The organism is Pseudomonas fluorescens, assembly GCF_001623525.1.
In the GTDB taxonomy this organism is placed as follows: Bacteria; Pseudomonadota; Gammaproteobacteria; order Pseudomonadales; family Pseudomonadaceae; genus Aquipseudomonas; species Aquipseudomonas fluorescens_Q.
This window is the reverse complement of sequence record NZ_CP015225.1, coordinates 1,271,391-1,294,242: the sequence shown is the minus strand read 5'-3', so window position 1 is coordinate 1,294,242 and position 22,852 is coordinate 1,271,391. Positions and strand designations below refer to the sequence as shown.

At 61.2% G+C, this 22,852-nt stretch carries 19 protein-coding genes; 8 read left to right on the top strand and 11 right to left on the bottom strand.

Translation table 11 applies throughout. The features are described from left to right. Positions 1-108 precede the first annotated feature (108 nt). Entirely contained in the window at positions 109-1,053 is a 945-nt protein-coding gene (locus tag TK06_RS05565) for a LysR family transcriptional regulator (RefSeq protein ID WP_063321195.1), read from the bottom strand. Between the two features lie 126 nt (positions 1,054-1,179). Here TK06_RS05565 and TK06_RS05560 point away from each other — a divergent pair, with 126 nt between their 5' ends. Genes TK06_RS05560 through aldA form a run of 4 tightly spaced genes read left to right on the top strand, consistent with a single transcriptional unit; the run spans position 1,180 to position 5,934 of the window. Then, positions 1,180-2,475, top strand: coding sequence for an MFS transporter (locus TK06_RS05560; RefSeq protein WP_063321194.1), 1,296 nt, complete (start codon positions 1,180-1,182; stop codon positions 2,473-2,475). Positions 2,476-2,492: 17 nt separating this feature from the next. After that, positions 2,493-3,692, top strand: a complete 1,200-nt coding sequence (gene rhmD / locus TK06_RS05555; protein WP_063321193.1) for an L-rhamnonate dehydratase — start codon at positions 2,493-2,495, stop codon at positions 3,690-3,692. Then, complete coding sequence (locus TK06_RS05550) at positions 3,689-4,489, top strand: aldolase/citrate lyase family protein (RefSeq protein ID WP_063321192.1); 801 nt, start codon at positions 3,689-3,691, stop codon at positions 4,487-4,489. Before rhmD ends, TK06_RS05550 begins: the two co-directional genes overlap by 4 nt. Positions 4,490-4,500: 11 nt before the next feature. Further along, entirely contained in the window at positions 4,501-5,934 is a 1,434-nt protein-coding gene (gene aldA, locus TK06_RS05545) for an aldehyde dehydrogenase (RefSeq protein ID WP_063321191.1), read from the top strand. Positions 5,935-6,120: 186 nt separating this feature from the next. Here aldA and TK06_RS05540 read toward each other — a convergent pair whose 3' ends face one another. The 8 genes from TK06_RS05540 to TK06_RS05505 form a co-directional block, all read right to left on the bottom strand. Further along, entirely contained in the window at positions 6,121-6,723 is a 603-nt protein-coding gene (locus tag TK06_RS05540) for a LysE family translocator (RefSeq protein ID WP_063321190.1), read from the bottom strand. 54 nt (positions 6,724-6,777) lie between these two features. Further along, the gene (locus tag TK06_RS05535) at positions 6,778-7,614 is read right to left on the bottom strand and encodes an AraC family transcriptional regulator (RefSeq protein WP_063321189.1); all 837 of its coding nucleotides are present in this window, start codon (positions 7,612-7,614) and stop codon (positions 6,778-6,780) included. A 178-nt stretch (positions 7,615-7,792) separates the two neighbouring features. Beyond that, on the bottom strand, positions 7,793-8,218 hold the full coding sequence (locus tag TK06_RS05530) for a GlcG/HbpS family heme-binding protein (RefSeq protein WP_063321188.1): 426 nt from the start codon (positions 8,216-8,218) through the stop codon (positions 7,793-7,795). A 69-nt stretch (positions 8,219-8,287) separates the two neighbouring features. Continuing rightward, entirely contained in the window at positions 8,288-9,070 is a 783-nt protein-coding gene (locus TK06_RS05525; protein WP_063321187.1) for an ABC transporter substrate-binding protein, read from the bottom strand. A 144-nt stretch (positions 9,071-9,214) separates the two neighbouring features. Beyond that, entirely contained in the window at positions 9,215-9,565 is a 351-nt protein-coding gene (locus TK06_RS05520; protein ID WP_063321186.1) for a RidA family protein, read from the bottom strand. Continuing rightward, positions 9,562-10,932 (bottom strand): NAD(P)/FAD-dependent oxidoreductase, encoded by a 1,371-nt coding sequence (locus TK06_RS05515; RefSeq protein WP_063321185.1) that lies wholly within the window; start codon positions 10,930-10,932, stop codon positions 9,562-9,564. Before TK06_RS05515 ends, TK06_RS05520 begins: the two co-directional genes overlap by 4 nt. Then, positions 10,925-11,254 (bottom strand): (2Fe-2S)-binding protein, encoded by a 330-nt coding sequence (locus TK06_RS05510; protein WP_063321184.1) that lies wholly within the window; start codon positions 11,252-11,254, stop codon positions 10,925-10,927. The genes TK06_RS05515 and TK06_RS05510 overlap by 8 nt, the downstream gene beginning before the upstream one ends. Further along, complete coding sequence (locus tag TK06_RS05505) at positions 11,244-12,368, bottom strand: NAD(P)/FAD-dependent oxidoreductase (RefSeq protein ID WP_086936577.1); 1,125 nt, start codon at positions 12,366-12,368, stop codon at positions 11,244-11,246. Before TK06_RS05505 ends, TK06_RS05510 begins: the two co-directional genes overlap by 11 nt. Before the next feature lie 156 nt (positions 12,369-12,524). On the opposite strand from TK06_RS05505, the gene TK06_RS05500 reads away from it, so the two are divergent. From TK06_RS05500 to TK06_RS05490, 3 genes are all read left to right on the top strand, one after another. Then, positions 12,525-13,430 carry a LysR substrate-binding domain-containing protein gene (locus tag TK06_RS05500; RefSeq protein WP_063321183.1) on the top strand — a complete coding sequence of 302 codons (906 nt, stop codon included), beginning with the start codon at positions 12,525-12,527 and terminating at the stop codon, positions 13,428-13,430. A gap of 138 nt (positions 13,431-13,568) precedes the next feature. Then, complete coding sequence (locus tag TK06_RS05495; protein ID WP_063321182.1) at positions 13,569-14,654, top strand: aromatic ring-hydroxylating oxygenase subunit alpha; 1,086 nt, start codon at positions 13,569-13,571, stop codon at positions 14,652-14,654. Further along, positions 14,651-15,601, top strand: a complete 951-nt coding sequence (locus TK06_RS05490; protein ID WP_063321181.1) for a PDR/VanB family oxidoreductase — start codon at positions 14,651-14,653, stop codon at positions 15,599-15,601. The genes TK06_RS05495 and TK06_RS05490 overlap by 4 nt, the downstream gene beginning before the upstream one ends. Before the next feature lie 193 nt (positions 15,602-15,794). On the opposite strand, the gene TK06_RS05485 is transcribed toward TK06_RS05490, so the two are convergent. Together TK06_RS05485 and TK06_RS05480 are read right to left on the bottom strand one after the other, a co-directional pair. Beyond that, positions 15,795-16,508, bottom strand: coding sequence for a GntR family transcriptional regulator (locus TK06_RS05485; RefSeq protein WP_063321180.1), 714 nt, complete (start codon positions 16,506-16,508; stop codon positions 15,795-15,797). Positions 16,509-16,608: 100 nt separating this feature from the next. Beyond that, positions 16,609-17,640: an Ldh family oxidoreductase gene (locus TK06_RS05480; protein ID WP_063321179.1), complete on the bottom strand. Its 1,032-nt coding sequence runs from the start codon at positions 17,638-17,640 to the stop codon at positions 16,609-16,611. A gap of 234 nt (positions 17,641-17,874) precedes the next feature. Here TK06_RS05480 and TK06_RS05475 point away from each other — a divergent pair, with 234 nt between their 5' ends. After that, positions 17,875-22,707, top strand: coding sequence for a dermonecrotic toxin domain-containing protein (locus TK06_RS05475; protein ID WP_063321178.1), 4,833 nt, complete (start codon positions 17,875-17,877; stop codon positions 22,705-22,707). Positions 22,708-22,852: the final 145 nt, after the last annotated feature.

Here is a 22,852-nt window from a genome sequence, read left to right as displayed (position 1 = left end):
GGCGATTGAATGCGTTGAGGTGGCCGATGCTCTCCAAACCGATTATTTTTTGAAACCGCGCAACCGTTGCAAGGGGTTGCGGGTGTCAGCGCAGCAAGCGAATCAGTGCTACCTTCGCGCCGCGGCCTGGGTGCGTAGCAGGTCAATGAACAGTCCCAGCTCCCGGTTCACCGGCTCACCCTTGCGCCGCAACATGCCAAACGGCGCCAGTTGTACGTCCAGTGCCACTGGCAGCGCCACCACCAGGCCCATTTTCAGGTAATCGCGCAACGCCGTTTCCGAGAGCACCATGATCGCGTCGGTCAGCTGGATCAGCTGCTGCATGGAATACACCGAGCTGCACTCGATGATGTCCGCTGGCATTGGCAACGCCAGGCGTTGCAGCGCCTGATCGAGGCCGATGCGCGCCGGGCTGGTTTCCGGTTGCAGGATCCATGGCCAGTCGCTGACCAGTTCGGCCAGGGCCAGTTTTTTGCGCCGTGCCAAGGGATGGCCGGCGTGGACTACCACAAGCAGTCGTTCATTGCCCAGTTGTTCGAAGTCGTAGTGCTCGCTGTCGGTAGCAGCGTTGCGTCGGGCGATGGCCAGGTCGATGCGACCTTGCTCCAGCAACTGGATCACCTGGTCGCTGGTATCGCCCATGATGCGGATTCGCAGCTGCGGATTGAGCGCCTTGATCCGCGCGATGGAATCCATGACCAAGTCCGGCGCCGCTCCCATGATGGTGCCGATGGACAGGTAACCATAACCGCCCTGTTGGCGCGCCAGCAGATCTTCGGCGCAGCGATCCAGGCCGCTGAGGGCTAACTCGGCGAAGCGGATCAGTTCCTGGCCCAGGGCGGTCGGGCGCATACCCCGGGGCAGGCGCTCGAACAGGTCGCAACCGAACATGTCCTCGATCTCGTGCAGCATCCGGGTCGCCGCCGGTTGCGACATGTTCAGGCTCTGGGATGCCCGGTGCAGGTTCTGGCTGGCGCTCAAGGCCACCAGCATGTGCAAGTGTTTGTAGCGCAGGCGGTTGAACAGACTGCGCGACAATACAGGATGAGTCATTGATAGGCCCCTGATTACCGATACCTTCAAGGTATCGGTTGTTAGCGAAATTCGATTTGTAACGCATCAATCGCCCGCCGTACAGTCCAGCCCATAAGAACAAATACCTGCTAAAGGACTCCCGCGATGAAGACTCTTCCTGTGTCTGTACTGGCCAAGATTTCCTGGCGCCTGCTGCCCTTCCTGCTACTGATGTACATCATGGCTTTTCTCGACCGGGCCAACGTTGGCTTCGCCAAACAGGCCTTCCAGGCCGACACCGGTATCGGCGACGCCGCATTCGCGTTTGGTGCGGGCGTGTTCTTCGCCGGTTACGCACTGCTGGAAGTGCCCAGTAACCTGATCCTGCACCGCGTCGGTGCGCGGTTGTGGATGTGCCGGATCATGGTCACCTGGGGCCTGGTGTCGGCGGCCATGGTCTTTGCCCACAACGAAACCAGTTTCTACGTGCTGCGCTTCTTGCTGGGCGTGGCCGAAGCCGGGTTCTTTCCCGGTGTCATCCTCTACCTCACCTATTGGTTCCCCTCGGCGGCCCGGGGCAAGGCCATGGGCTTCTTCTACTTCGGCGCGCCGCTGGCGTTCATCTTTGGCAGCCCGCTGTCGGGCCTGCTGTTGGAGCTGGACGGTTTTGCCGGTGTTCACGGCTGGCAGTGGTTGTTCGCCGTTGAAGGCCTGATGGCCTCGGCTGTGGGCATCTGGGCCTATTGGTACCTGGACAACCGCCCCGCCGATGCCAAATGGCTGACGGTCGAGGAACGCCGGCAGGTCCAGTCGCTGCTCGATGCCGAGGACCAGCACAAACAATCCCACGGCCGCAGCCTGCTCAGCGTGCTGTGCCAACCTTCGGTGTTGTACCTGTGCCTGATTTATCTGCTGATCCAGGCCAGCGTCTATGGCGTGGTGTTTTACCTGCCGACCCAGGTCGGCGGTCTGTTGGGCAGCAAGGTCGGGCTGATGGTGGGGCTGGTCACGGCCATTCCATGGATCTGCGCGCTGTGCGCGGCCTACCTGATTCCCGGTTACAGCGACCGCACCGGCCAGCGCCGCCGTACCGCCGCGCTGACCCTGCTGATGGCAGCCGCCGGAATCGCCTGCTCGGTGAGCGTTTCCAGCCCATTGCTGGGAATCATCGCCCTGTGCTTCGCCGCTTCCGGCTTCATCGCCGTGCAGCCGGTGTTCTGGACCTTTCCATCCAGCTACCTGGCCGGCAGCGCGGCAGCAGCGGGCATCGCGTTGATCAACTCCTTTGGCGCCCTCGGCGGCTTTATCGCCCCGGTGCTGAAGAATTGGGCCGAAGGCGCCTTCCACTCTCCCGCCGCAGGCCTCTACCTGCTCTCCGTTACCACCGTTATCGCCGCGTTGCTGGTGCTGGGTATCCACTCGCCCGGCCAACGCGCTTCGAAGACGCCCGCCACTGTTTAACTCAAGGAGCTGCACATATGGGTATTCCCACAATCAAACACGTTCGCGCCTTCGTGCTTCGAGGCGGCGGCGCGGACTATCACGACCAGGCCGACGGCCACTGGATCGACGATCACATCGCCACGCCCATGAGCAAGTACCCGGACTATCGCCAGAGCCGCCGCAGTTTCGGCATCAATGTGCTCGGCACCCTGGTGGTGGAAATCGAAGCCAGCGATGGCACCGTCGGGTTCGCCGTGACCACCGGTGGCGAGCCCGCGGCCTACATCGTTGAAAAGCACCTGGCACGATTCGTTGAAGGCGCCCGGGTGACCGACATCGAGAAGATCTGGGACCAGATGTACCAGTCGACGCTCTACTACGGCCGCAAGGGCCTGGTGATCAACACGATTTCCGGCGTGGACCTGGCGCTCTGGGACTTGCTCGGCAAGATCCGCCAGGAGCCGGTGCATCAATTGCTCGGCGGCGCGGTGCGTGACGAATTGCAGTTCTATGCCACCGGCGCGCGGCCGGACCTGGCGCAGAAAATGGGCTTCATCGGCGGCAAGATGCCTTTGCATCACGGCCCGGCCGAAGGCGAGGAAGGCTTGCGCAAGAATCTCGAAGCCCTGGCAACCATGCGCGAGCGAGTCGGCCCCGATTTCTGGCTGATGCTCGATTGCTGGATGAGCCTGGACCTCAACTACGCCACCAAACTCGCGGTCGGCGCCCACGAGCACGGTTTGAAGTGGATCGAAGAGGCGTTGCCGCCCGACGACTACTGGGGCTACGCCGCGCTGCGCAACAACGTACCCAAGGGCATGCTGGTGACCACCGGTGAGCATGAGGCCACCCGTTGGGGCTTTCGCATGCTGCTGGAAATGGGTTGCTGCGACATCATCCAGCCGGACGTTGGCTGGTGCGGCGGCCTCACCGAACTGGTGAAGATCTCGGCCCTGGCCGACGCCCACAACGCGCTGGTAATCCCCCACGGCTCCTCGGTCTACAGCTATCACTTCGTCGCCACCCGGCATAACAGCCCATTCGCCGAGTTCCTGATGATGGCGCCCCAGGCCGACGAAGTGGTGCCGATGTTCCACCCGCAACTGCTGGGTGAACCGGTGCCAGTGGAAGGCCGCATGCGCCTGTCGGTGCTTGACCAGCCTGGCTTCGGCGTGACGCTCAATCCGGATTGCCAGTTGCACCGACCTTATCACCGCGAAAGGAGCACGCCATGAACATGCCCCGCAACGCCTTCAAGGCCGCGCTCACCTCAACACAGCCCCAGTACGGTATCTGGGCCGGTTTCGCCACCGGCTATGCCGCCGAGATCATCGCCGGCACCGGTTACGACTGGATGCTGATCGATGGCGAACACGCGCCCAACACCGTACCCAGCATACTCGGCCAGCTCCAGGCCGTGGCGCCCTATGCCACCGCGCCGGTGGTGCGGGCGGTGACTGGTGACGCCAACCTGATCAAGCAGTTGCTGGATGTCGGCGCCCAGACCCTGATGATTCCCATGGTCGAAACCGCCGAACAGGCCCAGGCCCTGGTACGCGCCATGCGTTATCCGCCCCATGGCATTCGTGGCGTGGGCGGCGGCCTGACCCGCGCCACTCGTTGGGACGGTGTGGCGAACTACCTCACCACCGCCCATGAAGAACTGTGCCTGATCGTCCAGGTGGAATCGCGCACGGGCGTGGAAAACGTCGAAGCCATCGCTGCCGTCGAGGGCGTGGACGCGGTGTTCATCGGCCCCGCCGACCTGTCCATCGGTCTCGGCCATGCAGGCAACCCGGGACATCCCGAGGTACAGGAGCGCATCCGGCACGCGGTCGACGCCACCCTCGCGACGGGCAAGGCCTGCGGCATCCTGGCGCCCAACGAAGCCGATGCACGTCGTTATCAGGCTTGGGGCTGCCAGTTCATTGCGGTGGCCATCGACATCAGCCTGCTGCGCCAGAGCGCCCAGGCCACCCTCGCCCGCTATCGCGAACCTGCCACCGTCCAAGCGCCGTCGCGCACTTACTGAAGGAGCCTGCCATGTCATCCGTTCCTGTGTTCCAGAACTTCATCAACGGCCAGTTCACCCACAGCGAAGCACACCTGGACGTGTACAACCCGGCCACCGGTGCATTGCTGTCCCGGGGCCCGGCCTCCACCGCCGCCGATGTCGATCAGGCCTTGGCTGCCGCCCGCGCCGCGCAGAAAGCCTGGTCGGCCAAACCGGCCATCGAACGCGCCGGTTACCTGCGACGCATCGCCGGCAAACTGCGGGAGAACGTTGCGCACCTGGCGCGCACCATCACCCTGGAACAAGGCAAGACCAGCGCCCTGGCCGCAGTGGAGGTGAACTTCACCGCTGACTACCTCGACTACATGGCCGAGTGGGCCCGGCGCATCGAAGGCGAAATCATCACCAGCGACCGCCCCGGGGAAAACATCTTCCTGTTCCGCAAGCCCCTGGGTGTGGTGGCCGGCATCCTGCCGTGGAATTTTCCGTTTTTCCTGATCGCTCGCAAAATGGCCCCGGCCCTGCTGACTGGCAACACCATCGTCATCAAGCCCAGCGAAGAAACCCCGAACAACTGCTTCGAATTCGCCCGGTTGGTGGCCGAAACCGACTTGCCGCCCGGCGTGTTCAACGTTGTGTGTGGCGACGGCCAGGTGGGCGCGGCCTTGAGTGGTCACAAAGGCGTGGACATGATCAGCTTTACCGGCAGCGTTGATACCGGCTCGCGGATCATGACGGCGTCGGCGCCGAACATTACCAAGCTCAACCTGGAACTGGGCGGCAAGGCCCCGGCCATTGTGCTGGCGGACGCTGACCTGGCGTTGGCGGTCAAGGCGATTCGCGACTCACGGATCATCAACACCGGTCAGGTCTGCAACTGTGCCGAGCGGGTCTACGTGGAGCGCAAGGTCGCCGATCAGTTCATCGAACGCATCAGCGCGGCCATGTCCGCCACCCGTTACGGCGACCCGCTGGCCGAGCCCGATATCGAGATGGGCCCCTTGATCAACCGCCATGGCCTGGACAGCGTCGAGCGCAAAGTGAGAACCGCCCTGCAGCAAGGTGCCAGCCTGATCAGCGGAGGTCGCGTGGCAGACCGCCCCGACGGTTTCCACTTCCAACCCACCGTGCTGGCCGGTTGTAACGCCTCGATGCAGATCATGCGCGAGGAAATTTTCGGTCCGGTACTGCCCATCCAGATCATCGACGACCTGGACGAAGCGATCGCCCTGGCCAACGACTGCGACTATGGCCTGACCTCTTCGATCTACACCCGAGACCTGGGTCGCGCCATGCACGCCATTCGAGGCCTGGACTTTGGCGAAACCTACGTCAACCGCGAAAATTTCGAAGCCATGCAGGGGTTCCATGCCGGGGTACGCAAGTCCGGGGTGGGCGGGGCTGATGGCAAGCATGGCTTGTATGAGTACACCCATACCCATGCGGTGTACTTGCAAAGCTGACCGGCGATAGAGCCAGATGGGCCGGGATACCCATTGTGGCGAGGGAGCTTGCTCCCGCTGGGCTGCGAAGCAGCCCCCGCTCAAGGCCCGCTCAATCAACCTGATTCACCGCGTCGCCAGGTTTCAGGGCCGCTTCGCGCCCCAGCGGGAGCAAGCTCCCTCGCCACAATGGTTCTTTCCGATCCCTCAGACCACCAACGTCGCCCATGCCGACACCAGCAGCAACACCGCCATGGCCCGATTGAACCGGCTCATGGCTACCGCGGAACGACAGAACCTGGCCGCACCGAGGCCCAGATAGGCCCACACGGTCATGCACGGGATGGAAATCGCGAAAAACGCCAGGGACAGCCAGAGCACCCGCACGGTACGGTCAGCCTCGGCGCCGGCAAACACGCTGACCACCGCCAGCGCCATCATCCAGGTCTTGGGATTCACCAACTGCAACCCGGCCGCTCCCGCCAGGCCCAGTCGCGGGCCTTCGGCGGGCCGGTCCGGGTCAATGGCTTGGGCCGGCGCGCTGAAAATCTGCCAAGCCATCCAGTTCAACCAGGCTATGCCCGCCCAGGAGAGCAACGTCTGAATCGTGGCATGGCGCGCCAGCACATCCCCCAATCCGGTGCCGACCAGGAGCACCAACAAGGCTGCCGCCGCGCACGCGCCGAGGATGATCGGCAAGGTGGTGGCCAGGCCGAAACGCGAGCTATGGCTCAGCACCAGGATATTGGTCGGGCCCGGTGTGATGGAGGCGACAAAGGCGAACAAGGCAAACGGCAGTAACTGGTCCATGGAGCAACTTCTCGGTGAATGATCAATCGCTTGATCATCCCCATGAAGCCGTGGTCAGTCTGGAACAATTGAGCAGCGCTTGCGGTAGTCCGCCGGGCTCAGGCGATAGGCGCGCTGGAACCAGCGGCCCAAGTGACTTTGATCGGCAAAACCAAGCATGGCTGCCACTGCCACGGCACTCTCGCCACGCGCCAGCAGGCGCCGGGCGCGGGCCAGGCGCAACTGGATCAGATAAGCATGGGGCGCCAGGCCGAATGCCGCCTTGAACGCACGGGTCAGGCGGAAACGATCCACGCCAGCGACCTGCGCCAAGTCATCCAGCCCGATGTCTTCGCTCAGGTGACTGTGCAGATAATCCCGGGCCTGCTGCGCCACCAATGGCAGCCGCGGATCCGGGTTGATCCGCGCCCGCCAATGCAAGTGCTGGGTCAGGTTGGCCAACAGCGTATCGAGGGCCGTCTGGCGCACGATGCGGATCTCCTGCTCGTGGAGGCTCTGGAAGGCCATGGCCGTGGCACTCGCCAGCCGCGCATCGTCCGTCAGGGTGGCGGCAAACCCCAACTGGGCGTTGTCCGGCGCCACGTCGAACAAGGAACGCAATTCGCGCTCCAGCCATTGAGGCTCCAGGTACAACGTGCGGTAGGTGAACCCGTGGTCGTGGGGGGCATTGCCGTCATGCAGCTCGCCGGGTTCGAGCAGGAACACTTTGCCCGGCGTACTGTTGTGCTGCTGGCGCCTGCAATGAAACTGCTGCACGCCCTGCTCGGTCACGCCCACCAGATAGGTGTCATGCCAGTGGGGATCATAGGCATGCCCCTCGAAATGCGCGCGCACGGTCTCGATACCGGACGTGGCGTCCTGCTTGAGATCGATCCAGTTGCGCGCTGTCATGCCCTATCCCGCTTGGTGAATGTGCTCTTGGCAGATTAACGGCTGATGAGGAGAGTGTCTGGAAGATTTGTGCAAACCTTGTGGAATTCGGGTCTGCTCATGATGGTGTTCGGTCTGTAGATGCATCTGTAACTGACCCACCGCTATCACGAGCAAGCTGCACAGGTTTATAGCCGCCTCAGGAATCCGGAGTAATCACCGGCAACGCCGTCTCCACCGCCAAACGAGCCAATTCAGCATCCTGCTCAGCCTTGACCCCAGAAACCCCGATGGCACCGATGCACTGGCCGTCATGATGAATGCACACCCCACCTTCAAGCATCCCCTGCAGGTGCGGAGCGCTGAGAAACGCGTAACGACCACCATTGATCATGTCTTCGAAAACCTTGCTATCACGCCGCCCCATGGCGGCCGTGCGGGCTTTTTCGGTAGCGATATAGGCCGACAACGGCGAGGCATCGTCCAGGCGTAGCAGCCCCAGGGGGTGACCACCGTCGTCCACCACACAAACCGACACCGCCCATTGACGCTGGTGAGCCAGCTCCTTGACCGCCACCAGCAATTGCGCAACGTCCTGCTCAGTCAATACCGCTTTGGTTTTCATGGATCACTCCGTGCTGTGTAACAGGAAGCCCGCAGATATAGCCTGCGGGCCAAAAACCAGCCTCGAACATCATTCGCCGTAGATATCGAAGTCAAAGTACTTCTGGCGAATCCGCTCGTAAGTGCCGTTGGCGCGAATGGTCGCCAGTGCCTGATTGAAGCGGCCCGCCAGCGTATCGTTCTTGCGTACCGCAATGCCGATGCCGGTGCCGAAGTATTGTTCCTCGGTGAAATTGGGCCCGACAAATTCGAAATCATTGCCCTCGGGACGCTTGAGCAGGCTCTCGTCGATCACCACCGAACTGGCCATGGTCGCGTCCAGGCGCCCGCCCAGCAAGTCGAGGAATATTTCGTTCTGCGAACCATAGCGCACTACCTCGGCGCCCGCCGGGGCAAAGTGATCGGTGACATAACGATCGAAGTTGGTGGCCCGCTGCACGCCGATCCGCTTGCCGTTGAGTTGTGCCGGAATATCGTTGATGCCGCTGCCCTTGCGAAACACCAGGCGCGCCGGGATTCGGTAATAGCGATCAGTGAAGTCCACCGACTTCAATCGCTCGGGGGTGATGGACATGGAGGAAATCACCGCGTCGACCTTCTTCACCTTGAGCGCTGGAATCAAACCGTCGAATTCCTGTTCCTGCCAGACACAACGGACCTTCATCTCGGCGCAAAGTGCCTGGCCGATGTCGTAGTCGAAACCGACGATGGCGTTGTCCGGAGTTTTCGAGGCGAATGGTGGATAAGCCGCCTCAATACCGATGCGCAACGATGATTCGGCGGCTTGCAGGCTCGTGCCGAAAGCCAGCAGCGAGACGAGACCCAGTTTCAAGGCGATGCGTTTAACGTTCATTCATTTGCTCCAGGTGCGATGTTATTGATTTCGGGCACTGCGCAGAAGTCGCCCGTTATGGCAGCAGCAATGTGAACAAGCCCGGGCGGTGGCTCTGGTGGTCGCCTGCCCGGTGACAGCACAACGGTGATCCGGCCGACGGCCTCAGACCGCCGCCGTGACAATCAGCTCCAGCAAAATCTCCGGGTCGTCGAATGCCACCTGGGCCGTGGCCCGCGCTGGCGCCTGCGTGGCATTGAGCCACTCGCTCCACAACGCGTTCATCGCGGCGAAATCCCGGCCCATGTCTTTCATCCAGATCTGCACATTGAGCAGCCTGTGCTTGTCGCTGCCCGACGCGGCCAGCAGCTCGTCGATCCGCTGCAGCACCTGGCGGGTCTGGCCCTCGATGTCCTGGCTGCAATCGGCGGCCACGACACCGCTGAGCCAGGCCACGCTGTTGTGCACGACGCTACGGCTCAGGCGTGGGTTGCTTTCGATGCGTTGAATACTCATGAAGGTTCCTCGAGGGAAAGACGCTCACCGGCCAATTGGGCGAGCGTGATGGGTTTGAGGGGTGAACGGATGCGGTAATAGCCCACCTCGGCGGGTGCGACGTGGCGGCGTTCGGCAATGATTTCAGTGACGCTCAGACCGCATTGGCGCCCCTGGCACGGGCCCATGCCGCAACGGCCGAAGGCCTTGGTCTGGTTGGGGCCCAGGCAACCCAGGTCGACGTAACGGCGAATGTCGCCAGCGCTGACCTCTTCGCAGCGGCATACCGTGACGTCATCAGCGGGGATGCGATTCTGGGGTCGGGGGCGATACAGGGTATCGAGCAGCGGCCGTGCGGCGCGGGCGCGGCGTAACAGCTGCTGCAGGGCGCGCGCGCGCGTCGGCTGGCCGGCGATTGTCAATGCGGCCAGGCGCCCCTCCAATTGCGCCACCTGGGCACCGCCGATGGCACCACCGTCACCGGCGATAAAAATGCCCGGCGCGCTGCTTTCACCCCATTGATTGCGACGCGTAATCCAGCACAGTTGTTCGCTCCAGTCGTGCTCCAGGCGCAATGACCAACTGACCTGAGTGTTGGGCACCACGCCTTGATGCAGCAGAATCAAATCGGCGCGAATGCGCTGCGAGCGGCCTTGACTGTCGAAACTCAAGGCGCAGGCCCGATCCGTGCCTTCAACCTGCAGGTTGCGCGCGCCGCGAAAATGCCGGACGCCGGCACGCTTGAGCTCCGTCAGCAGCTTCAGCCCTTTGAGCAGATCACGCCAGCCGCGCAATGCACCGGGAACTTCCCGCCAGGCACGCAGCAGATCGCTCCGATGGCTGGTATCCACCAGGGCCTCAAGCGCCACGCCTGCACGCAGGTATTGCACCGCCAGCAAGTAGAGCAATGGACCACACCCGGCCAGCACCACTGGCGTGGCCGGCACCATGGCAGCGCTCTTGAGCAGAATCTGCCCGGCCCCGGCGGTCATGACGCCCGGCAGGGTCCAGCCAGGAATCGGCATCGGCCGTTCGAAGGCCCCCGTGGCAATCAACAGATGGCGCCCTTGCAAGACTTCGGCACGCCCCTCGAACAGGTAGTGCACCTGACGCTGCGGCGTCACCTGCCAGATGGCTGCGTTGGGCAGATAGCGGGCACCGCATTGCAGAAAGTCGGCGGCCAATTTTGCCCCGGCCACGTAGTCGTCACCCAACACGGCGCGGCGGCGAGCGTCAGCCTGGAGCACCTGGCGATATATCTGTCCGCCTGGGCTGGCCTGCTCGTCCAGCACAACGACCGACAGGCCGTGGGCCCTGGCTTCGAGCGCAGCGCTCATTCCCGCCGGACCAGCGCCGATGATGATCAGGTCGATGATTGCATTACTCATCGCCGCCCTCCTGCCACGGTGCCAGGCACGCGGCTCCGCGTTGGCGCCGCACGCGCATGCCGGAACTCACCGGCACCAGGCAAGCCTGGACATTGGCTTGTCCGTCCACTTCCACCAGGCATTCGAAGCACACGCCCATCAAGCAATAAGGGGCGCCGGGGCGACCGTTGATCGCGCTTTCGCGGGTGTGGCGAATGCCACAGGCCAGCAGCGCCGCCGCCAGGGATACCTCGGCGGGCACTGTGAGCGGTCTGCCTTCAAATTCGATCTGCACGGTGTGATCTCCCGAGGCCAGCGGCCGGAACAGACTGTCAGCCGACATGACGCACCTCTGCTTGCAGGTTGAAACGCTGCAACCCGAATGGCTTCACCGCCGGCTCATCGAATTCCCCGGCGATCCAGGGCACCAAGCGCAAGGCATGGGCGGCAGCCAGCGTCACGCCGCTGTGGCAACTGATAATCGACAGCCCCGGGCAGCCTTGGGGCATTTCGTATATCGGAAAGCCATCGGCACTCATCACCCGCAGCGCCCCCCAGGCCCGCACCACTCGTACCTGGCCCAGCCGCGGAAAACACTGCACCGCGCGCCGGGCAATAGCCGCCATGACCTGGCTGCCGGTGCCGTCATCGAAGCCCGTTGACTCGTGGGAATCACCCAGTTGCAGCGTGCCCTCGTCGGTCTGGCGGACATAGGTAGTGGGGTACTGCAGAAAAGGCTCAAGCCGCTCGGTGACCAGAATCTGCCCACGGTTCGGCTGCACCGGCACGTCCAACCCTACCCTGGCCCCCAACGCCCGATTACCGAGGCCAGCGGCCAGCACCACCTGGCGGGCAGCCCAGCGCTGCTCTCCTGCCCGCAGTTCGAAGCCCGTGGTGCCCGCGTCGATAGCCTCGACGTGATGGCCGTTGATGAGCTTGACCCCGCGAACCTGGCAGGCGGCATAGAGCGAGCGCAGCAGCTTGAGCGGGTTGACGTGGCCGTCCATGGGCGAGAAACAGCCGCCCACGACATCAGGCCCAACGCCGGGCAAGCGGGCGCGCAGTTGCGCGGCGTCCAGCAGTTCAAAGGGGTAGTCGCCAGCAAAGGCGTCACGCAACCAAGCCAGCCGATGACTTTCCTCGGCCATTTCCGCGTCGCTCAGGCACAACTGGAAGCCACCCTGTTGGCGTAGATGGACATCGATGCCGGTATCGGCTTGCAACGCCGCGGCGAATCGAGGCCAGAGCGCCACCGATTCCCGCGTCCACCGGGCATACGGGCTCATGCGGTAGCCCTTGCCCTGCACCCAGAGCAAACCAAAGTTGCCCCGGGCGGCGCGAATAGCGTCATCGCCCTCGTCGAGCACGCTCACCTGGCGCCCGAGCAAGGCCAGTCCATAGGCGATGGACATACCCACCAGGCCACCCCCTACGACAATGACATCAGTTTTTGACATGGTTTCGGATCGCTGTTTTCGGCGCCGCTGATTCAATCAGGCGCCGGCCCATGGCTGGTTCAAGTGCTTTCGGTCGATCCTAGGGCGATGACAGTGCCTTGAAAAATGCTTTATTTTGGCAATCTCATGTCTTTTTGTTATGGGTTGATCCGAGCTATGAATCTCCGTCAGTTGGAAGCCTTTCGCGCCGTGATCCTGGGCCAGACCGTGACGCGGGCTGCCGAAATGCTGCACATCTCGCAGCCGGCGGCGACCCGACTGATCGCCAGCCTGGAAGAGGACATCGGCTTCAGCCTGTTCGACCGGGTCAAGGGGCGGCTGCAACCCACCGCCGAGGCCATGACCCTGTACCAGGAAGTGCAGCGTTCGTTGTTGGGGGTGGAACGCATTGCGCGTACGGCCCAGGACATCCGCACGCTCAAGCGCGGTTCACTGCACATTGCCTGCGCACCGGCCATGGGGTTGTCATTCGTGCCCCGGGCGATTGCTGCGTTCATGGCCGAACACGATCAAGTGCAGATATCGCTGGTGGTGCATTCATCCCGGGAAGTCGTGGACCTGGTGGTGGGCCAGCGCTGCGACCTGGGCCTGATCGTGCTGCCCAACACGTACCCCAGCCCTCGTGCCGAAAAATTGCTGGCCACGCGCATGCTCTGCGCCCTGCCCGCCGGCCATCGCTTGCAGGACCAGGCGACGATCCGCCCGGAAGACTTGCAGGGCGAACCGTTCATTTCCTACCCGCAGTCGATTGCCTCACGCCAGCACATCGATGCGATCTTCGCCGCCCATGGCATAGACCGCGAACTGCGCCTGGAAACCCAGCTCTCGCTGCCCATGTGCGCGTTCGTCGAACAGGGCCTCGGCGTGGCGTTGGTGGATGCCATCAGCGCCGTCGAGTACCGCGGCCAGGGCATCGTCTTCCGTGCCTTCGAACCGGCGATAGAAATGGACTTCAGCATGCTCCTGCCCGTTCAGGGGCCGGTTTCCAAGCTGCAAGCCAGTTTTCTGGAGCACATGCAGCGGTTCATCGAAGCGCAGGTGCCAGCGGCCTATCGGTTCTGATGTGACCGCCAATCGCCCACTAATGGATCCACTGATCAGATAAATTGGTCATTTACGCCGCAATACCGTTGACAACGAAATTAGTTAAGAGAGTTAATGGATCCACAGACAAGAACAACATCCGCCTGGAGATCCCTCATGTACCCCAAAAATGCCTGGTACGTTGCCTGCACCCCCGATGAAATCGCCGACAAGCCCCTGGGTCGCCAGATCTGTGGTGAGAAGATGGTTTTTTACCGGGGGCATGAAGGCAAGGTCGCGGCGGTGGAAGACTTCTGCCCCCATCGCGGCGCCCCGCTCTCCTTGGGTTATGTCGAAAACGGCAACCTGGTGTGCGGCTATCACGGCTTGGTGATGGGCTGCGACGGCAAGACCGTCGAGATGCCGGGGCAACGGGTGCGAGGCTTCCCTTGCAACAAGACTTTTGCAGTACAGGAACGGCATGGGTTCATCTGGGTCTGGCCCGGAGACCAGGCGCAGGCCGACCCGGCGCTGATCCATCATCTGGAATGGGCTGAAAGCGATGAATGGGCCTACGGTGGCGGCCTGTTCCATATCCAGTGCGACTATCGCCTGATGATCGACAACCTGATGGACCTGACCCACGAAACCTACGTCCACGCCTCGAGCATCGGCCAGAAGGAAATCGACGAGGCGCCGCCAGTGACCACGGTCGATGGCGATGAAGTGGTCACCGCCCGGCACATGGAAAACATCATGGCCCCGCCGTTCTGGCGCATGGCCTTGCGCGGCAACAATCTGGCCGATGACGTGCCAGTGGATCGCTGGCAGATCTGCCGTTTCACCCCGCCCAGCCATGTGCTGATCGAAGTCGGCGTGGCCCATGCCGGCAACGGCGGTTATCACGCCGCGCCGCAATTCAAGGCGTCGAGCATCGTGGTGGATTTCATTACGCCAGAAACCGAGACGTCGATCTGGTACTTCTGGGGCATGGCCCGGCACTTCCAACCGCAGGATGAAGCCCTCACCGCGTCCATTCGCGAAGGCCAAGGCAAGATTTTCAGCGAAGACCTGGAAATGCTCGAACGCCAACAGCGCAACCTGCTGGACCATCCGCAACGCAACTTACTCAAACTCAACATCGACGCAGGCGGCGTACAGTCCCGCCGGGTGCTGGAGCGCTGGATCGCACGAGAACGGGAAGCACAGGCCGGGTTGATCGCCAGCAGCCATCAACCACAACAGGTGGAGCAACGGCCATGATCGAAGTCCAGGTCGCGGCGCGACACAACGAAGCCCTCGATATCTGCAGCTACGAATTGACGCGTGTCGATGGCGAGCCGCTGCCGGCCTTCACCGCCGGCGCCCATATTGATGTGCACTTGCCCGGCGGGCTGATTCGCCAGTACTCGCTGTGCAACCATCCCCAGGAGCGGCATCGCTACCTCATCGGCGTGCTCAAGGATCCGGCGTCCCGCGGTGGTTCGCGCAGCCTGCATGAGCTGATCCAGCCAGGCATGCGTTTGCACATCAGCGAGCCGCGTAACCTGTTCGCTCTCGCCCCGCAAGCCCGGCGCAGCCTGCTGTTTGCCGGCGGCATCGGCATTACGCCGATCCTGTGCATGGCCGAGCACCTGGCCCAGAGCGGTGCCGCGTTCGAGCTGCATTACTGCGCCCGCGCCCGCGACCGCGCGGCCTTTGTCGAGCGCCTGCGCCAGGCGCCTTATGCCGACCGGGTCTTCCTGCATTTCGATGAAGAACCGGAAACCCTGCTGGACGCCGCCAGGATGCTGGCCGCGCCGAGTGACGATGTGCACCTCTACGTCTGCGGCCCCGGCGGGTTCATGCAACACGTCCTCGACACCGCCAAAAGCCAGGGCTGGCAGGAAGCCTGCCTGCACCGCGAATACTTTGCCGCCGCCCCTACCGACACCCGTGCCGATGGCAGTTTTTCGGTCAAGCTGGCCCGCAGCGGCCAAGTGTTCGACGTGCCGGCGGACTGCAGTGTGGTGCAGGCGCTGGAGCGCCATGGCATCGAGATCCCGATCTCGTGCGAACAAGGGGTCTGCGGCACCTGCCTGACCCGCGTGCTGGAAGGTGTACCAGAGCATCGGGACATGTTCCTGACCGAGGCTGAACAGGCCTGCAACGACCAGTTCACGCCGTGCTGCTCCAGGTCGAAAACCCCGGTACTGGTGCTGGATCTCTGACAACCACCGGAAAACAGGCACCCAAATCCCGTGGCGAGGGAGCTTGCTCCCGCTCGGCTGCGCAGCACTCGCAAACCAGACAATGCGATTTACCTGAACGATATAGGGCCTGCTTCGCAGGCCAGCGGGAGCAAGCTCCCTCGCCACAGGGGATGCGTGCTGGCTACACAAATACAGCAGTCATCCGGGCCGTTCACTCCGAACGGAGAATCACCGTCATCCGCTCGTCAGCCAGTGTCGAGCCGAACACTTCGGCGTAGCGCAGGGTCGCGTTGGCATGCTCGCGCATGATTGCCTCGGCGCGGCCGCTCTGGCGGTTGATCAAGGCGTCGAACACCGAATGGTGTTGCATATGGGCATAGTTGAAGCGGCGAAATTCGCCGGCCATGTTCTGGCGATCCACAGCCAGGGCGGTGACTGAGGCGAATGGCAGATGATCGTTGCGGGCCAGGGCATCGGCAATCGCCGGGTTGTGGCTGCCTTCGACGATCACCTGGTGAAAGCGCATGTTGAGGTCGTGATAGACCTCCAGGTCATCCTCGGTCACATAACCCTTGGCGAACAGTTCATCGCCCTGCGCCAGGCATTGCTCGAGTATCGCACGGGCCTCTTCAGATAAACCGTGCTCGGCCGTCTGCCGTGCTGCCAGGCCCTCCAGCACGCCACGCACCTCCACGGCCCCGGCGATCTGTTCGGCACTGACCGAACGCACCTGGAAACCTCGTCCGCCGAAGCGCACCAGCAACCCTTCCTGCTCCAGGGTGCGGAACGCCATGCGCACCGGCATGCGCGATACGCCGAACAACTCGGCCGTGGGTATTTCCATCAGACGCTCGCCAGCGGCCAACTCGCCCGAGGCGATCATCTTGCGCAGCGCAACCAGCACCGTTTGGCCGGGCTTACTCATCCAGGCGATTCCACAGAAAAGAAGCCGTCATAGTAGAAGGCTTGGCGCAGCGTGTCACGGCAAGGCAGTGGCAGCCAGGCTGGCCGCCACAGCGAATTGTTCAACCCCCTGCCAACTCGCGCAACTGCGCCAGGGTCTGTTCGTCCAAGCTAATCCCATGCTCATTGGATTTGCTGCGTTCGCGATGGCGACGGTCTCCCGGCAAGCGCCGCAACCCGACGCCATGCATCTGCCTGACCAGTTCCTGGCTGCGCTCGGCGAAGTTTTGCCCGGCGGTCTTGCTCGGGTCGATCACGATCAACAACTGACCGGTCCACGGGGTCTTGGCGCCCGGATGGTTGTGCCAGTCGAACTCGAAGGAGAAATTGCCGCCAGTCAGGGCAGCCGCTAGCAACTCGACCATCATCGACAGCGCCGAGCCCTTGTGCCCGCCAAAAGGCAAGAGCGCTCCACCTTCGAGAATCGCCTTGGGGTCGCGGGTCGGCTGGCCGAGGCTGTCCACGCCCATTCCTGGTGGCAACAACTCGCCCTTGCGTGCAGCAATCTGTACGTCGCCGTGGGCAATGGCGCTGGTGGCGAGGTCGAAGACAATCGGCTCACCGTCAGCCCGTGGTGCGGCGAAGGCAATGGGGTTGGTGCCGAACAATGGGCGATCCGCGCCATGGGGCACCACACACGTCATGCTGTTGACCACACTCAACGCCACCAGGCCTTCATAAGCGAACGGCTCGACATCCGGCCAGAGGGCGGCAAAGTGATGGGAGTTGCGAATGGCCAGGACGGCGATACCGGCACTGCGGGCCTTCGCCACCAGCAATGGACGCGCCGCGGCCAGGGCGGGCTGGGCGAACCCGTTGCAGGCGTCCACCGCGACAAACCCTGAAGCGACGTCCTCGACCATCGGCACGGCCTTGCCGTTGACCCACCCGCTGTCGAGTGTCGAGACATAACCGGGAATGCGAAACACCCCATGGCTGTGGGCGCCGTCGCGCTCGGCCCCGGCGCAGTTTTCAGCCAGGCACCGAGCGACTTCGGTCGACGTGCCATGACGCAGGAAAATTTTCTCCAGCAAGCTCACCAGAGCATCGAAAGACAAGGTGCAAGAAGCGGCATGATCGGATGGCACAGACATCTGAAGCTCCAGAATGATTGTTGGAGGTAGCAACAGCGTAAAGGGACCCGCCAGGTGATTAAACACCGTTTCAGACGCGCACTGTCAATCCTTGCCCGCGGCATCTGCCCGGCCTGGCAGGTCGAAAACCAGCATGCGGTAACTATGTACCACCTTGGCTCATTCATCGTTGCCTAGTCTGGCGGCTTCCTCCACGTTCGCGCCGCTTTGAGGCGCCCCGATCGAGAAGCAACGATGCTCACTGAAACCACGCCACTTTTATTTCCCGAGGTATTGCACGCCCATCGCCTGGACGAATTGACCGCAACCCACGGACTGACGCAGGCAGACCTCGACTGGTTGCAGCACATCGCCCTGCCCGACCACACCCAGCGCGCAGCGCAGACACCCCCGATGCTCGCCGAAACCATTCTGTTGCAAGCCGATGAAAAACCGCCCATTGCACTGGCCGGCTGCTTTGTCCTCAGCGCCTCGTCGAACAGCAGCAAGACCAGCACCCACCCGGCGTTCCTCTACACGCCAAGTGGCGGCATAAAAAAGTTCGACAACCTGGCATCCCTCGACGAGCAGATTGACCAGATGCGCCGGGACACTGCGCAACGCGACGACCTGTTTCGTCTCTTGTCGATCTCCCAACGCAGCGAACTGAACAGCACCACCGACATCAGGCAGACCCGGCAACTCATCGAAGAGGATGTTTTCAAGACCCAGCTCGAATCCATCGAGCACGCCCAGCGTCTCAATGCCCTGGCCATGGTGAATGAACTGATCAAATTGCCCTCGTTAAGATCGATGCTTGACCAGGTATTGAACGAGGCGCTGCCAGACCTGGATCATCGACAGATCCGCGTGGCCTTCAGCAAGGGGGCTTACCCAGGAAATCCAAGGGCCATCCAGGTGACCGAAAGCCTTCCACTGAGCGATGCCATCCTGGGCTATTTCCATCATCAGGGCTGGCCTGTCGGGCATGACATCGATCTGACTCACCCGGGTACGCCCGCATCGTCCTACAGCCCGCAGCGATGGGAAAACATCATAAAAGACATTGCCAGGAAACTGATTCCAACGCTTATCGGTTGCATTGATGCCTTCTGGGAGAACACGACGACCCACTTTTATATGTCTCGGCGCAAACTGCTTTCCCAAGTCATCCACGACAGACTCTGGGCAACCATCCTGGTCGAGCGGGAAAAAAGACAACTGACGGAGGAACAGAGTCGTGAACTGCTCCGATTGTTCAGGCCCTCCCGCCGGGACGAAACACTGCTGTTCATCGAAACGATTCGCCTCTGGGAATATGAGCCGCACTTTGTAGAACTTGCAGGTTCCTTGATGATCAGCGCCAAAGGCAACTATCTCTACACCCCCATGCAGGGTCTTCAGAAGATAGACAACCCTCCAGGTTTCAAGGCTGCGCTGTTCGGCAACCCCGCAAGCACCGCACAAAAGGAAGCGCTCTATAGCCTGCTGAGCCTGGAAGAGCGCAACCGTTTCCTGCGCTTTGACGAGCCACAGATTTCGGGCAAGCCGCTGGATTTGCCAGTGCCCGAATCCCTGGCGAACGCCATCATCGAAAAACAGAAGAATAACTTTCATTACGCACTGGAAATGTCTCGCCAGGGCGATGTCGACATCCACGCGCTCATCGACAAGGCGTTGGATATACGCACCTTCATCAATAAAAGCCTGTTGGACCCGCCTACTGCCGGACACTGGGGGACTCATCCCGCTTTTCATGGAAGTCTGCGCCCGTCCAACTTCATGGCTGATCAGATGCAAAGAAAGGTCAAGAGCTACACCGATGTCGAAGCCGCTTTCGATAGCCTCTTTACCCGGTTGCCGACCTCCCACAACGTTTCGCTGCACAATGGGCTCCGGCAATTACTGGCTGAACTGACCAATGTTTTTTCCTTGGGGATACGGGCCGAGGCCGAACTCAGGGCACTTAACGCGAGCCTGCCGTCGATTGCCAATGACCTGATCAGAACGGTTTTTGCCTACGACTCAGAATACCCGGACCGTGCCCAACGGATCGGCGTCCGGGGCTTCCGGCCGGATGTCTATTCGTTGACGCTGGCCTGTAGCGAAGAAGACCGAACGGTTTATCTGCCCCTTGCCAACTGTTTTTTATTAACTGAGCGCGGAGGCCTCGATACCCCCTATTCGGGTATGGCCATCCTGTGGACGCCCGCCGATGGCTTGCAGGCGTTTTCGTCCGTAGATGTTGCGACCCAGCAATTGAATCGGCACCTGCTCGATTCCCGAAAACGCTTTGGTTTGCTCGCCAACCTCACCCCGGCCCAACGCCAACCTCATGGACGCTATCAACTCCAGGCATATGAACTGATCGAGGACAACGTGCTGGTGAATCGGATGAGTTCGTTCATCAAACACTTTGAGGCCGAGCATGCTTATCTGAGCACCTTGAAAGCCGGAAGCTGGCAACTGACCGGCAAGGCTCTGTCGAGAAGCCTTCAGGCATTGCTGGACAAAGGCGCGCCGACCAATCTCAAGCGCGCCACCCACATTGCCCGGGCCAATAAGCAGCAACAGCAACTCCCCGCCTGGCTCGGTACGGCGGCACTTGACGATCAACGCCTGCACGTCGAGTTGCTTGAGCAATATAAAAACAGCGTGGTCGATGGCAAGGACTATCTGGACGGTATCGAGCCGCTGCGCACCTATGTGCGTAATAAATTGAAAGCACTGCTGAGCGCACGCTTCGCTGCAAACAACCTTGACCCCGACACCCTCCAGATCACACCAAACCTCGCCATAGTCGGACCGGCCAGTTCGCTAACCGACTTCGCCATGCATCACATCGAAGTGACTCGGGAGGGATTCAAGGTTTCTTCAACGTCCACGCAGAAACTGCCGGACGGCCTGAACGAGATCACCGTCAGGCAGATGCTGTCCTCGTTGAATATCTCGACCGATTTTAAAAATCAGGTGGCGCAGAAACTGTCCGGCCCCACTGCCCAGGCCCGGCAAAGAAAAACGGCCTTCCGCCAACAAATGCCCTGGCAGTTGCTGCAATACGCTCACGCACGTTATCTGCAACAACACCTCTCCCCCTTGGCCTTTGATTTGATTCGCCAGGTGGTGGACATGCCCGATGCCGTCGCTCGCAAAGCCGTTGAGGGTGCCAACGCGTTTATTCGCCCGCTGGAGTTGATCAAGACCGGTGGTGCAGTGCCGGTCAAAGCGCAAGGGCTCTACTTGATCGGCTCGAGCGTCGATGCGACAAGTCCTCAGGTCCTGTATTCGCCCTACCACGAGGGGGAGCACTTCACCGAATTCAAGGATGAAGCGAGTGTCATTGCCGCATTCAATACGCCAGGGATACTTCAGAACCTGCTGATTCGCCGGCTTCCCGAGCACCAGCAGGCCACATTCAGGCACCTGTTCGCCGCCACCGTCGGGCAGCGATCGGAAATCACCCTGGCCTCGAACCCTATCCAGACCAACCTGTTCGACACATTGTTCGACGACAACGCAGCATTGTTATCGGACATGCTGAGCGCACAAACCAATGAAAAACGACAGTTTGACTGGGAAACGGTCCTGCACCTGTTCAGCTCCGGCATCAAGTCAGTGGGGAGGCAACTGTCGGGCAAACTGACTTTTATCGAAACGCTTTGGGAAAGCTACCAGGACTTCAAGACTTCAGCCGAAGCGTTGCAGCAGCATGACTGGAAAACAGGCCTGCACGATTTTATCGCCGGCGCTGCCGAGATGGTGTCGCTGGGCCTGATGAATCGCGAGGATACATTCGGTCTTCTCGATCCCATTGAACCGCTTTCGCAAGGCGCTACGTTGGCCAATCGCTGGAAGGACATCGCTTCCACCGCCCGGATCCGAACCGACTTGAGCGTTTTCGAGGCCATGGGTATCAGCCTGTCGGATCTGCAACCAGACCTGATCGACGGCACCTACAAGGCACTGGAAAACGGCAGGCTCTATATCCCCCTTGCCGGCAAAGTCTTCCAAGTAGCGAAAGCCGGCCAAACCTGGCGAATCGTGCATGAGCACGCAGAGGGGCCGTTATTGAGAAAGTCGCCTGACGACCGGACATGGGAACTCGATCCACAACGCCAGACCATACGCTTCGGCAAAGCCGGATCGAAAATGGCCGTCACCTACAGCGACTTCAAGGCCAAGGGCTCACTGAATATCGAAGCAAAGGGCATGGCTGAGATACGCAGGAAATATCCGCACCGTGCAAACGCAATTGTGCAGGCACTGGAGACCGCGAGGTTCTATTCATTCAACGCCCTTCACAACCTTGCTCAATTCAAGCGACAACCACTTGCGGGCTCTCGGCTGGATAATTTCATGAGGTTGTTTTTTGGGGTCGACAGCGTCGACGCTCGTCTTATCAGCAAGATAGAGACGGCGATCTCGCCCATATGCCGGGCATTGGCCGATCCATCCTGGGCGCAACAGAATGCCGACCGCATCGTGATCGGCAACCTCAAGCACATGGAAGATCGAGCAACCGCCTTCGTACTCGAGCCGGCAGCCGTCGGAAGAATCTATATCACGCAGTTTTTCTTCGACATGGGTTTGGACTGGTACAAGGCCGTCGTACCCGAGTTCTTCAATGTCGATGCGCATGCCCAGGGAGCGACCCTCATCCACGAAATTTCCCATCAGTTGTTCAATACGTTCGACATCATCTACCTGGACGCCGCGTTGCCATTTCTCGATTTGATTTCAACAGCGACTTACGCCGGAAAGTTGCGATACGACGAGCAAAGGGACCTGCAACTCAACGGGCTTTCATTGACCACACCAAAGTCAAAACTGTTCACGCAGTGGGACAGCACGGATAACACTTACAAGAAGCTGGAGCTGTTGCCTGGATACAGTCAAATCACCCGGGAAATCCTGAAGATTACTGGCGCCAGAACCATGGATAACGCTCGCGATGATTTTCTCGATTCGATTTTGCCGGACAAGCGCATCGACGTCATACTTCGCAACGCCGACTCGCTCACACTCTTGATTTGTGAATTGGGACGCCAACTCGACCCCACTCCACCACGGAAAACTACCGTGCCATGAACGGTTTGGGTGGTTGATCTTTTTTTCACGCAATGTATGCGACGGTAGGCGACAACGAGTGTTTGTGTAAAAAAACAGGCGATTGATGCGTAAACGCCATGACGGTTGTTCTCGGCAGCTCATGCCGAAGGTTAGAATGCGGCAA